Raw genomic sequence first — 13324 nt, forward strand, 5'->3', positions numbered from 1 at the left:
TATGACGAGACAAGTATTTGAGGCCCTCAACCGGGCTTCTTCTTTTTTACAAGAAAACGGTCGAGAAGAAGGAGCTGCAAGATTACTCTTACAGTATGCATTAAATACATCCTACACAGGATTAATGATCATCATGCGAGATGAAATGACGAATGCGCAATGGGAAAACTATTTTGACATGATTGAGGAACATAAGAGTGGTCGACCTATTCAGTATATTACGGGCTCAGAAGAGTTTTACGGTCGTACTTTTACAGTAGATGAATCAGTCTTAATTCCTCGTCCAGAAACAGAAGAATTAATCGTAGAAGCACTGAAGCGCATTAAGAAACTATTTTCACCTACAACAACCATTCAAATAGCTGATATTGGAACAGGTAGTGGTGCGATTGCTATAACGATGAAAAAAGAAGTACCTCAAGCGACTATAATCGCAACAGATATTTCTCCTGAAGCACTTACGACAGCCAAGAATAACGCTAAGCTTTTAGATGCCGAAATAATTTTCAGAGAGGGAGATTTAACAGCACCTCTAGTACATGAAAAATGGGATATTGTATTATCTAATCCTCCTTATATAGCATTTGATGAAGCGAATGAAATGTCTGATATCGTTTTAGAACATGAGCCGCATAGTGCATTATTTGCAGAAGAAAGTGGACTAGCTTTGTACAGGAAGCTTGCTGAAAACTTGCCACCTCTTATGAAAACACCAAGTTTTATTGGCGTAGAGATTGGTTATAAACAAGGGGAGGCAGTAGCGAAATTTTTCAAAGAAAAATTTCCTCAAGCCAAAGTAGAAGTAGTAAAAGATATTAATCAAAAAGATAGAATGATTTTTTGCGAGATTAGTGAATAAAACATCTGAACCCTGTCTATCCTTGTGACAGGGAGGGATTAAGATGATACCAGATTACAAGAATATTGAAATGCCAAAACAAGAAGCCAAAACAAAAATGATGCCAGTGCTACAATTTATTGCAGCTCTGCTTTTTATACAAACACTTTTATTTTTACTACCACAGTGGTTTTCGCAGGATGCTTCACCAATTGCAGATGCTGATCAAATGCGATTCCGTATTGTTGCAAATAGCAACTCAACACAAGATCAGCTTATAAAATACGATATGTTAAAAGAAATAGAACCTATTATTAAAAAGCTAGCTGTCCAAACAAATGGAACGAGACTGGAACAGAATCTAGCAGTTGTGGAGCAAGAAATTCAAAATAAATTATCCGTAAAATTCAGTCAGCAATCGATACAGGTTTCTAGAAAACAAGAATTATTCCCGGCTAAACGTTATGAAGGATTTTTATATCCACAAAACTATTATGATGCACTTGTCGTGACAATTGGTAGTGGTAAGGGGGATAATTGGTGGTGCGCGTTATTCCCGAAAGTATGCTATCGCGAAGAAGAACCAAAAAAACCAGAAGAAACAAAAGAGGAAACACAGAAGTTTTTCATATGGGAATGGTTAAAAGATATATTCTCATAATAGGTTATGCACAATATTTGTAAAATTGTCCACAATATACACGAAGTTATCAACAAATTGTGTATAACTTTCTGAAAACTCTTGATTGAAGGGAGATACAGAGATGGAAACTAAACGTCTAAATGTGGACATAAATGTGGATAATGGAAAAAGTTATGCACAAGCTGTGGATTTGTTAAATAATGGAGAGGTAGTCGCTTTTCCTACTGAAACAGTATATGGTTTAGGTGCAGTTGCTACGGATGAAGCGGCAGTAAAGAAAATATTTGCAGCAAAAGGTCGCCCTTCCGATAATCCACTTATCGTTCATATTGGCACTTTCGAGGAACTAGAAAATTATGTCGACCATATTTCGCAAAAAGCAAAACTTTGTATGGAAGCGTTTTGGCCAGGTCCTTTAACAATAATTTTCAAGGCGAAACCAAATGTACTTGCTACTAGTGTTACAGCTAATTTGGATACAGTGGGGATTCGTATGCCTGATCATCCAGTTGCATTACAATTACTCCGACAATTAGAGAAGCCTGTAGCTGCTCCAAGTGCGAATAGGAGTGGTAAGCCAAGTCCGACAGAAGGTATCCATGTTGAAGAAGATTTAAATGGAAGTATCCCTTTGATTTTGGATGGTGGCACTACAGGAATTGGTGTTGAGTCAACTGTGCTAGATCTAACATTGGACACGCCTGTTATCTTACGTCCAGGTGGTGTCACAAAAGAAATGTTAGAAGCTGTTATTGGTCCAGTTGCTCAACCGTCACATACAGAACAAAATAGTGGTGTGGCCCCAAAAGCACCAGGTATGAAGTATACTCATTATGCTCCAAATGCTCCCGTCTATTTGATAGAGAAAGAAGAAAAAACAATTACTGTGGCTCTTGAGACTCTACATCAAAAAGGACTTAAAGTGGCGTTACTAGCCCCAGAAAATTTAAGCCACATAGCAGCTGATTGGTTTTTTACATTTGGTCAAAAGGATACAAATGAAGAGATGGCAGTTAATCTATACCATGCTTTACGCTCGTGCGATGCAACAACAGCGGATCTTGTTCTTGCTACAACTACATCAGAAGAAGGTGTCGGTGCAGCAATTATGAATCGCCTCGAGAAGTCAGCAGGAGGTAAATGGTATTCAGCAGATATTGACTTTTAACTGAGGGCGAATTTATCTAGTAGAAGCCACTAATTAATTTCTGATACTAAGCTGTTCTTTCTATATAAAAGAGAGAACAGTTTTTTTGTATATAGATGAAAGAGAAAAAAGAGATATACGTAATTTTAGTTTAGGACATAATTACACTTTAATAGTGAAGCAACACATTTGAAAACTAGCATAAAGCTGAACATCCCTTGCATATCGTAAAGAGATATCCAAAAGCAAGGGGGAACAGCGTGCAGGAAATAATAGCAGGCGTTATTACAGCGTTAGATGTACTCGCCCTATTTCTTATTTTACCGAAAGTGCGTTTTCGATTCGCCCTTTCCTGTTGGACAGCCGGTCTCCATGTTATATTTCCACTAATCGGTTTTTATGTAGGAGAATGGGCTGCCCAATATTTAATTACAATTGCCAAGATGCTCTCCGGTGCATTACTCAGTTTGATAGGTCTACAACTTCTGTTATCAGCTAGAGTTAAAGAGCCACCAAGTCTCTCTCCTATATTATTAGCTGTTACTGCAAGTCTTGATACCTTTTCAGTTAGCGTATCTTTTGGTATGCTTCAACTACAAAAGAGTTTATTTATTATGAGTACAGGTATAACAACTTTTATCTTTTCTTACATCGCTTTATCAATAAAAAGAAAAACACCAGTGAATTTAGGTATAATGTTACAAGTAATAGCGGGAGTTGCATTACTTTTAATGGGGGTATTATCTATATTTTAATAATTATATGGAACATTATTACTACTATGATATATAATGAGGAATGAGGGTGCTTAATGAATATTTATTTTATATGTACTGGAAACACTTGTAGAAGTCCAATGGCAGAAGCTATTTTAAAAGCAAAGAAATTAAATGATTTGGAAGTTCGTTCGGCAGGTATTTTCGCAATGCCAGGCGGTGAAATTTCAGAGAATGCTAAAGTGGTGTTATCAGAGGCGGATATATTTACAGAACATGTTTCAAAGCAAATTGAAGCAGAGGATTTAGAATGGGCTAATCTTATTTTAACGATGACATCAGCTCATAAGGAAATGATTTTGCAGGCTTCCCCATCTATCTCTGATAAAACATTTACATTGAAGGAATACATAGCGCCATATGGCTCTTATGATGTTTCAGATCCATTTGGAGGAGATGTCCATTTGTATCGACAAACGTTCCAGGAGTTAAATAAATTAATTGATGCACTCGAAACAAAATTATCGGAGGGCTAACGATGAATAAACGAAGTGTGAAGCATTCTTTTGGATTGAGAAAGCAACTCGTATTATTTGTATCAATTTTAGCAATCATAACTTATTCAACCAGTTTAATTTTTATCGAATATATTCAACCAGAATTTTTCCCTAATATTAATCGATTAATATTTGAAATCATTACGTATGCATTAGGTATTATATGGTCTGGTATTTTAGCGGCAGTATTTAGCTCATTTATTATTAAGCCATTGCAAAATCTAGAGGCTGCTACAAACCGTGCAGCAGAAGGCTACATAGGAGAAAATGTAGATTTACCAAGATCAAATGACGAGATAAGAGCGCTGGCAGTAGCGTTTCAGTCTATGCTCGAAAATCTCCGTAAAATGGTAGATAGTATTGATCGGAATTTCCAATCAACTAACGAAACAGTTCTAAGTTTATCAAAGGAAACTGAAAATGCAGCTACTCAAGCAGAAGCAGTATCTCTTACAATTGCACAAATTTCTGAAGGCGCAGAAAGCTCAGCAGTATCTATTCAGCAAACAGCAGAGGCGCTTGAAGATGTTCGAGTTATAGCTGAGGAAGTTAATGGCCGTGCAGAATTATCCTCAAAACATTCTGAGCGTATGAAGAAAGAATTAACATTTACAACGAAGAAAATTGAAGATCTTGTTTCAGGAATAAAACAAATTGTCTCTGGTAACAAAGATGCACTTGGAAATATCCATCAACTCGAAAGTAATGCAAAACAAGTTGAACGTATTATCCAATTGGTTGGAGATATTGCCGCACAAACAAATTTATTAGCATTAAATGCGTCAATTGAAGCTGCACGTGCTGGCGAGCATGGTAAAGGCTTTGCGGTTGTTGCAGAAGAAGTACGTCAACTAGCGGACCAAAGTGCAGAAGCTGTACAAGGTATTACGGGATTAATCCAAACGATGCAATCAGATGTACATAATGTTGTAGAACAAATGACGTCTCAAGTAGCCTTTGCAGTAAAAGAAGTAGAGAGAGTGTCAGAAACAACAAATGCTGTAGAAGGAATGACGTCAATCGTTCATGAAATGGCGGATTCTGTTGTTGAGATTTCTCAATTTGTAGAACAACAATTGCATAATATTGAAACGACTGCTCATCAATCTCAAGAAGTAGCTGCAATAGCTCAACAAACATCTGCTGGTGCGCAAGAAGTTCGAAGTGTAACGGAGGAGCAGGCTAGGTCAATCGAAGAAATTGATCAACTATCGAAGCATTTGAAAATGCAGTCAGAAGAGCTGTATAAAATGATACTGCAATTTGACCGCTCCTAACCATTGATTTAGACATAATGACTATCACGAAAGCCTTAATGGGGCTATTGTGATAGTTTTTTACTATTAAAGAATGTATATTTTAGTTTAAAATAACACTTACTATCTTAAAGCTCAGTAATAGTTTGCGCGAATTTTCAGATTTTGAATATCGAAAGAAATTCCAAAAAGAAATCCATTGAAATCCGAATTTAATTCATGATAACAATGTTTTATATTCGGTAATTGATCAATAAAGTCTGTGAAAAATACTATATAAAGAATAATATTCGTGTTTATATTTAATACTTTTATTTAATTACTGTGAAAAATATGTCTTTCTCTAGCTAGAAGTGGTAAACTATTGTTGAATAAAATTATCGAAAAGAGGGAACCCATTGAAAATTGCGATTTCATCAGACCATGGTGGCAACAATTTACGAAAAGAGATTATGACACTGCTAGAAGAGCTAGGCATAAACTACGACGATTTTGGACCACAATCCTCTGATTCAGTTGATTATCCTGACTATGCACTACCAGTTGCAGAAGGTGTAGCAAGTGGAAAGTATGATCGAGGTATTTTAATTTGTGGAACAGGCATAGGTATGTCTATCGCAGCTAACAAAGTGAAAGGTATTCGATGTGCATTAGTTCATGATTTATTTAGTGCAAAAGCAACTAGATGCCATAACAATTCAAACGTGTTAGCAATGGGAGAACGTGTAATTGGCCCAGGACTTGCGCTTGAAATTGTGCGAACTTGGTTATCTACAGAGTTTGAAGGCGGACGTCACGAACGCCGCGTTGAAAAACTTGCAGAGATTGAAAACGACTAAGAAGGTCATAAATTATGAACTTACAACAAATAACAGATCAACTACAACAGCTTCTAACTGAGGTAGAGCAACAAGCAACATTCCTTAAGGGGCAACTCTTTGTTGTTGGTTGTTCAACTTCAGAAATCAAAGGACAAAAAATCGGTACAGCTGGTGGTTTAGAAATAGCAGAAGCACTGTACGAACCATTACATGCATTTGCTGAAAATCACGGATTGTCTTTAGTATTCCAAGGTTGTGAGCATCTCAATCGTGCTTTAACTTTAGAACGTAAAGTAGCGGAAGACTACCGACTTGAGCCGGTTTCAGTTATTCCTGCCCAAACAGCAGGGGGCTCTATGTCGACTTACGTATATAATCAGCTTACAGATCCGGTCGTTGTGGAAGAAATACAAGCACATGCTGGTATAGATATCGGTCAAACATTAATTGGTATGCATTTAAAAAGAGTGGCAGTTCCTGTTCGTACTTCTGTAACCCATATAGGTGAGGCAGTTGTGACAGTTGCGATAACACGCCCCAAATTAATTGGTGGCGAAAGAGCAGTATATAAAAAAGACTAGATTACAGGGGGAATATGAATAATGATCAAACTTGCAGCACTAGACACAGCGGTATTTGAAGCAATGGAAGCCGAAAAAGCACGTCAACAAGCTAATATTGAATTGATTGCATCTGAAAATATCGTTTCTGAAGCAGTAATGGAAGCACAAGGTTCAGTACTAACAAACAAATATGCTGAAGGCTATCCAGGCAAACGTTATTACGGTGGATGTGAACATGTGGATGTTGTTGAAAACATCGCACGTGATCGCCTAAAAGAAATCTTTGGCGCAGAATATGCTAACGTTCAACCACACTCAGGTGCACAAGCTAACATGGCTGTATACTTCACAATCCTTGAGCAAGGCGACACTGTATTAGGTATGAACTTATCTCATGGTGGTCACTTAACTCATGGTAGCCCTGTAAACTTCTCAGGTGTACAATACAATTTCGTAGAGTATGGCGTAACAGAAGATACAAATGTAATAGACTATGAAGACGTTCGTCAAAAAGCGCTTGAGCATAAACCAAAATTAATCGTTGCAGGTGCATCTGCATACCCTCGTCAAATTGACTTTGCCAAATTCCGTGAAATTGCTGACGAAGTAGGCGCGTATTTCATGGTAGACATGGCGCACATCGCAGGTTTAGTTGCTGCTGGTGAACATCCAAACCCAGTACCATATGCTGATTTCGTAACGTCTACAACACACAAAACTTTACGTGGACCTCGTGGGGGACTTATTCTTTGTAAAGAAGAGTTTGGTAAAAAAATCGATAAATCGATCTTCCCAGGAATCCAAGGTGGTCCATTAATGCATGTCATCGCTGGTAAAGCAGTAGCGTTCGGTGAAGCACAACAACCAGAATTCAAAGAATACATTGGACAAGTTGTGAAAAACGCAAAAGTATTCGGTGAAGCACTTCAAGCTGAAGGTATTAAATTAGTATCAGGTGGAACAGATAACCACTTACTATTATTAGATGTTCGTTCTATGGGGTTAACTGGTAAGGTTGCAGAAGCATTACTTGACGAAGTACAAATTACTGCAAACAAAAACACAATTCCTTACGAAACTGAAAGTCCATTCGTAACTTCAGGAGTTCGTGTTGGTACAGCTGCAGTTACTTCTCGTGGTTTTAAAGAAGATGATATGAAAGAAGTTGCTTCAATCATTGCATCTGTTCTTAAAAATCCAGAAGATGAAGTGATTAAAGTAGAAGCACAAAAACGTGTTGCAGCATTAACTACTAAACATCCACTTTACGCATAATTGAATAGATTAATAAACTATAATAATAGTCGAAGCTACTTTTGTTCATTCAAAAGTAGCTTTTTTTATACTTGATTTCTAAAATAGAATACTCTTTGTTAACTATGAGAAGATTTTAATATAACTAAGGCAATTATAAGTGACCTAAAATCATATAGTTTTGAAACATCCATGATAATTATTTGGTCAGCTTTTCATCATGCAACTATTTAAATGATTCCTCATTCGCAAAAAGTAAAATATATTGAAGCATTAGTGATAATATGTCTGTACTTAGTACCTTTGTAATTTTCTATACGATTATTTAATTAGTTTATAATTTCCTCGTTTTATCGGTCTCTGAAGATGTTGAAACATGCTCTAGAAAGTGATGATAAAGCGGTTAGGTTATGTAATTGGACAAGCTTACTATTTTAATGAGCCATTAACACTAGAGCGAGCAGATGAATTACTCGTCAAAATATTACAAATTAAAAAAACGCAATGGACTCATAGTCAAACTACGTTTTTCTGTTATAATAATCAAGATAAATAAAAGTAGGGAGAGGAACACATTGGGTAAAGTATACGTATTTGACCATCCACTAATTCAACATAAGCTAACATACATTCGCGACAAAAATACAGGAACGAAAGAATTTCGCGAGCTTGTAGACGAAGTAGCAACACTTATGGCATTTGAAATCACTCGTGATTTACCATTAGAAGAAATTGAAATTGATACACCAGTAACAACAGCTAAAACAAAAGTATTATCAGGTAAGAAAATGGCTATTGTTCCAATTCTACGCGCTGGTATCGGTATGGTAGATGGAGTATTAAAACTAATCCCTGCTGCAAAAGTAGGTCATATCGGATTATATCGTGATCCACAAACTTTAAAACCAATCGAGTATTATGCAAAACTTCCTGCTGATGTAGAAGAACGTGATTTCATCATTGTTGATCCAATGTTAGCAACTGGTGGTTCTGCAATTGAAGCGATCAACTCTTTGAAAAAACGTGGTGCTAAAAGCATTAAATTCATGTGCTTAATCGCAGCTCCTGAAGGTGTAAAAGCGATTCATGATGAGCATCCAGAAATCGATATTTATATCGCTGCACTTGACGAAAAATTAAACGACCATGGTTATATTATTCCTGGTTTAGGTGATGCTGGAGACCGTTTGTTCGGTACAAAATAATGTGAAGGTGGTGCAAGGTCATTGCGTAAAAAATGGAAAGTGATGACTATTTTTGGAACAAGACCAGAAGCCATTAAAATGGCTCCCCTCGTTTTAGAATTACAAAAACATTCAGATCAAATCGAAACAATTGTGACAGTGACAGCGCAACATCGACAAATGCTCGACCAAGTGCTGGATACATTCAAAATTACGCCAGATTATGATTTGAACATCATGAAGGATCGCCAAACACTTGTTGATGTCACAACAAAAGGGCTAGAAGGTTTAGACCGAGTGATGAAACAAGCTAAACCGGACATCGTATTAGTTCATGGGGATACGACCACAACATTTATCGCAAGCCTCGCAGCCTTTTATAACCAAATTGCAATAGGTCATGTTGAAGCTGGACTTCGAACAGGTGACAAATACTCCCCATATCCAGAAGAGATGAATCGTCAGCTTACTGGTATTATGGCAGATATTCATTTTGCGCCAACTGAGCAGTCTAAACAAAACCTATTGAAAGAAAATAAAGCAAATAGCACGATTGTAGTTACAGGTAATACTGCAATTGATGCATTAGAAACAACTGTTAACGAATCCTACAGTCATCCAGTGCTCGAACAAATTGGACAAGATCGTATGATTTTATTAACTGCACATCGCAGAGAAAATCTAGGCGAACCAATGCGCCAAATGTTTAAAGCTATAAAAAGACTGTTAGTAGAGCATAGTGATTTACAAGTTGTTTATCCCGTTCATATGAACCCAGCTGTCCGCGAAATTGCCAATGAAATATTGGGAGACGAAGCAAAAGTTCATTTGATCGAACCACTTGAGGTTTTTGATTTCCATAATTTCGCTGCTAAATCATACATGATTTTAACAGACTCAGGTGGTGTGCAAGAAGAAGCGCCTTCTCTAGGGAAGCCGGTACTTGTTCTTCGTAATACGACAGAACGTCCCGAAGGAATTGAAGCCGGTACTTTGAAATTAGCTGGTACAGAAGAAGAAACCATTTATCGCTTAGCAAAAGAGCTTTTAATAGAAGAAAATACGTATAATGCTATGGCTCATGCTTCAAATCCATACGGTGACGGATTTGCCTCAAAAAGAATTGTCGAAGCTTTACTGACCTATTTGGAAAAGTGAAATCAATAGTTTATTGAATAAAAACTACCTTATGACCTGTTACAAGTAATTTGTAAGGTAGTTCTATTTCTGTCTATAAATAGATGATAATCTAACTTAAGTCAATATTGTTGTAAATTTGTCGACAATTTGACAAGGTTTCCACCTTTGTGAAGTTTTTCACTCTAACCAATTGACATGAAATATTCACTATTGTATGCTAACTAAGGGTAAGAATGATAAGGGTTCCTTAACTGTAAACAATCTACAATTACTTGAGTTATCAAGTTTTGCTAGTTTCACAGTTTGGGCATAATTTGTAAATTTATATGGTATTGTGCATCATTTTTTATGTCCTTATATGCGGTGGTTCTCCATTTAAAGCTTATCTCTCACATTTAATATGGATTCCGATTCATCTCTTTATGAGAGTAGATTACGGCTTCCGCCCCCGCTAGTAGTTTTAAATGACTACTTATCCGGCATCCAACCGGTGGTCAGCTATTACTTCCGTCATTCGAAAATAAGATTCAGGAGATCAAAGACCAATGCTAGAATTGCATCAGATTTTTGCTAAGCAGAAAAGAATGCTATTTTTTTTGCTCGCATTTTGTGCGTTAGGATGGGCTTTTACGCCATATCAAACAGTATTCGCTGGTCTCGCATTAGGTGCGCTTTTTGGTCATTATAACTTTTGGATTCTAGTCCGAAGAATGGAACGATTTGATCGCTCTATTAGTGAAGGAAAGAAAGTGGCATCACTAGGTTCGGCTTTTCGCTTTGCATCAGGTATTGCTGCAGTAGCGGTTGCTACCATGTTGCCAAAGTATTTTCATTTAATTAGCACGGTCATTGGGCTAATGATTCCGTACGTTCTGCTTTTAGTAGACAGGATCGTATTTCATGTAAAATACCAATAAGCGCATTTGAAAGAGAGGTGAATGCAAAGTGCAACATGAAAATCCACATTTTGAATTGTGGGGACTAGGATTTAACCCAGGTAATATTTTAATGTTAGTGGTAGCAGCGTTAATAGTTTTCTTAATTGCTTTCATTTCGACACGAAACTTAAAATTGAAACCAACAGGTATGCAAAACTTTATGGAGTGGGTTATGGACTTCGTAAAGAATATTATTGGCAGCGCCATGGACTGGAAAACAGGTGGTAAGTTCCATATACTTGGAATCACGCTGATCATGTTCATCTTCGTTGCGAATCTAATTGGTCTTCCTTTCTCAGTCGTAATTAATGGAGAATTATGGTGGAAATCACCAACAGCAGATCCAATCGTTACTATGACACTTGCGGTTATGATAATTGTATTATCTAACTACTATGGTGTTAAAGCGAAAGGATTCAAAGGGTATCTTGGAAGTTTCGCTCAACCGATGGCTTTCTTATTCCCATTGAAGATTATTGAAGAGTTCGCAAATACGTTAACTCTTGGTCTACGTCTTTACGGTAACATCTATGCAGGTGAGATTCTTTTAGGATTACTTGCAAGTATGGGAACGCTTTGGGGAGGATTAGGTTTCTTCGCAGCAGTAGTTCCGACAATGATTTGGCAAGGTTTCTCGATCTTTATCGGTGCAATCCAATCATTTATTTTCGTTATGTTAACAATGGTTTACATGTCTCACAAAGTGAGCGAAGACCATTAAGTATAAAATACTTAATTTAATAAGTTAAGTAGCTGACACACAAAAAACTTTATATTTCCAAGGAGGAAAAATTTCAATGGTAGGTTCAGTTGGTTTATTAGCAGCAGCAATCGCAATCGGTTTAGGTGCACTTGGTGCAGGTATTGGTAATGGTATGATCGTTTCAAAAACAGTAGAAGGTATCGCTCGCCAACCAGAAGCACGTGGCGTTCTTCAAACAACAATGTTCATCGGGGTTGCATTAGTAGAGGCCCTACCGATCATCGCTGTAGTAGTAGCTTTCATCGTAATGAACAAATAATCGTCTTTAATTGTTTTATAAAAAAATGGCGAAGAGACTTTTTGATAAAGGAAAACTTCGCCATTCCTTTATGTCTTTAAGGCATAATATTCCTTTAGACAATACATCTTACTAAGATTCAATCATATAAGATTTGAACTCTAAGCTCTTGAAGGGAGTGAAACAATCGTGTTTTTAGACTATCTAGTACTAGGAAATTCTGCTGAATTTATTAATGGTGGAGATATCCTTGTAACGTTAGCAGTTTTCATCATCCTAATGTTCGTTTTGAAAAAAGTGGCGTGGGGTCCATTGATGGGAATCATGCAACAACGTGAAGAATTAGTTGCTAGTGAAATCGAGTCAGCTGAAAAGAGCCGTCAAGAATCACAACAACTTTTAGAAGATCAACGCAGCCTTCTTAAAGAAGCGCGTGTAGAAGCACAATCGATTGTTGAAAACGCGAAGAAACAAGGCGACTTGCAAAAAGAAGAAATTATTTCTGCTGCTCGCGCTGAAGCATTGCGTTTGAAAGAATCAGCTGTGCGTGATATCGAGACTGAAAAAGAGAAAGCTATTGCTGCTGTTCGTGGAGAAGTGGTTTCACTATCTGTACTTGCTGCATCTAAAGTTCTTGAAAAACAAGTCTCAGTTGAAGAGAATCGTGCTCTAATTGAAGAAACGATTGCGAAGGCAGGGGAAACTCTATGAGTCAATCGACTGCAGCGAGTCGCTATGCCAAAGCATTGTTCCAATTGGCACAAGAAAAACAATTACTAACTGAAGTAAGTTCTGACTTACGTGAAGTGAAAGTTGTTTTCGAGGAGAATAAAGGGTTATTCCAACTTTTAGATTCTCCAAAATTAGAAGACAAAGAAAAGAAAGAACTTGTTTCTAAAGTATTTGCTTCTGTTCAACCAATCATCGTGAATGCAATTAAAGTCTTAATTGATAAAAAACGTATTCATGAAGTAGTAAGTGTGATTGAAGAGTTTATCCGTTTTGCTAATGATACGCAAGGTGTAGCAGATGCAATCGTATATACTACTCAACCTCTTACAGAAGATGAAACTCAACGCATTTCTACGGCATTCGCTCGTAAAGTGGGTAAAAATACACTTAATATTACAAACGAAATCGATCCATCTTTAATTGGTGGAGTTCGACTTCAAATCGGTAACCAAATTTTTGACAGCAGTATTTCACATAAACTAGCTGGCTTAAAACGTGCGTTAATCGGTTAATTATAAAGAATTTGAGAGGTGA

17 protein-coding genes are annotated in these 13324 nt (G+C 37.1%); all 17 read left to right on the forward strand.

All coding sequences use genetic code 11. The annotated features are described in order from the left end of the window. Position 1: 1 nt before the first annotated feature. The 17 genes from prmC (at position 2) to ACQKM9_RS00390 (ending at position 13302) form a co-directional block, all read left to right on the forward strand. Positions 2-859, forward strand: a complete 858-nt coding sequence (prmC, locus tag ACQKM9_RS00310; RefSeq protein WP_427731612.1) for a peptide chain release factor N(5)-glutamine methyltransferase — start codon at positions 2-4, stop codon at positions 857-859. Positions 860-902: 43 nt separating this feature from the next. Further along, positions 903-1499, forward strand: coding sequence for a stage II sporulation protein R (locus ACQKM9_RS00315; protein ID WP_427731614.1), 597 nt, complete (start codon positions 903-905; stop codon positions 1497-1499). A gap of 103 nt (positions 1500-1602) precedes the next feature. Beyond that, on the forward strand, positions 1603-2649 hold the full coding sequence (locus ACQKM9_RS00320) for an L-threonylcarbamoyladenylate synthase (protein WP_427731616.1): 1047 nt from the start codon (positions 1603-1605) through the stop codon (positions 2647-2649). Between the two features lie 239 nt (positions 2650-2888). Further along, positions 2889-3383 (forward strand): manganese efflux pump, encoded by a 495-nt coding sequence (locus tag ACQKM9_RS00325; protein ID WP_427731618.1) that lies wholly within the window; start codon positions 2889-2891, stop codon positions 3381-3383. 56 nt (positions 3384-3439) lie between these two features. Beyond that, positions 3440-3880, forward strand: a complete 441-nt coding sequence (locus ACQKM9_RS00330; protein ID WP_427731620.1) for a low molecular weight protein arginine phosphatase — start codon at positions 3440-3442, stop codon at positions 3878-3880. Between the two features lie 2 nt (positions 3881-3882). Continuing rightward, positions 3883-5178 (forward strand): methyl-accepting chemotaxis protein, encoded by a 1296-nt coding sequence (locus tag ACQKM9_RS00335; RefSeq protein ID WP_427731622.1) that lies wholly within the window; start codon positions 3883-3885, stop codon positions 5176-5178. Positions 5179-5555: 377 nt separating this feature from the next. Continuing rightward, a complete protein-coding gene (gene rpiB, locus ACQKM9_RS00340; RefSeq protein ID WP_038180051.1) occupies positions 5556-5996 on the forward strand; it encodes a ribose 5-phosphate isomerase B in 441 nt (146 codons plus the stop codon). Between the two features lie 14 nt (positions 5997-6010). Next, complete coding sequence (locus ACQKM9_RS00345; protein WP_427731624.1) at positions 6011-6559, forward strand: TIGR01440 family protein; 549 nt, start codon at positions 6011-6013, stop codon at positions 6557-6559. Between the two features lie 21 nt (positions 6560-6580). After that, the gene (gene glyA / locus ACQKM9_RS00350) at positions 6581-7816 is read left to right on the forward strand and encodes a serine hydroxymethyltransferase (RefSeq protein ID WP_427731626.1); all 1236 of its coding nucleotides are present in this window, start codon (positions 6581-6583) and stop codon (positions 7814-7816) included. A 370-nt stretch (positions 7817-8186) separates the two neighbouring features. Then, entirely contained in the window at positions 8187-8351 is a 165-nt protein-coding gene (locus ACQKM9_RS00355; protein WP_427731628.1) for a hypothetical protein, read from the forward strand. A gap of 19 nt (positions 8352-8370) precedes the next feature. Continuing rightward, positions 8371-9000 carry a uracil phosphoribosyltransferase gene (gene upp / locus ACQKM9_RS00360; protein ID WP_427731630.1) on the forward strand — a complete coding sequence of 210 codons (630 nt, stop codon included), beginning with the start codon at positions 8371-8373 and terminating at the stop codon, positions 8998-9000. Positions 9001-9021: 21 nt separating this feature from the next. Then, on the forward strand, positions 9022-10137 hold the full coding sequence (gene wecB, locus ACQKM9_RS00365; RefSeq protein WP_427731632.1) for a non-hydrolyzing UDP-N-acetylglucosamine 2-epimerase: 1116 nt from the start codon (positions 9022-9024) through the stop codon (positions 10135-10137). A gap of 527 nt (positions 10138-10664) precedes the next feature. Continuing rightward, positions 10665-11036 (forward strand): ATP synthase subunit I, encoded by a 372-nt coding sequence (locus ACQKM9_RS00370; RefSeq protein WP_038180038.1) that lies wholly within the window; start codon positions 10665-10667, stop codon positions 11034-11036. Positions 11037-11064: 28 nt separating this feature from the next. After that, positions 11065-11778, forward strand: a complete 714-nt coding sequence (gene atpB, locus ACQKM9_RS00375) for a F0F1 ATP synthase subunit A (protein ID WP_427731634.1) — start codon at positions 11065-11067, stop codon at positions 11776-11778. Positions 11779-11854: 76 nt separating this feature from the next. Further along, positions 11855-12079, forward strand: a complete 225-nt coding sequence (gene atpE, locus ACQKM9_RS00380) for a F0F1 ATP synthase subunit C (RefSeq protein WP_038180035.1) — start codon at positions 11855-11857, stop codon at positions 12077-12079. A gap of 168 nt (positions 12080-12247) precedes the next feature. Beyond that, entirely contained in the window at positions 12248-12769 is a 522-nt protein-coding gene (atpF, locus tag ACQKM9_RS00385; protein WP_427731636.1) for a F0F1 ATP synthase subunit B, read from the forward strand. After that, a complete protein-coding gene (locus tag ACQKM9_RS00390) occupies positions 12766-13302 on the forward strand; it encodes a F0F1 ATP synthase subunit delta (RefSeq protein ID WP_427731638.1) in 537 nt (178 codons plus the stop codon). The genes atpF and ACQKM9_RS00390 overlap by 4 nt, the downstream gene beginning before the upstream one ends. The last annotated feature ends 22 nt before the right edge of the window (positions 13303-13324 follow it).

The sequence above is a fragment of the Viridibacillus sp. NPDC093762 genome (genome assembly GCF_050279675.1).
GTDB lineage: Bacteria > Bacillota > Bacilli > Bacillales_A > Planococcaceae > Viridibacillus.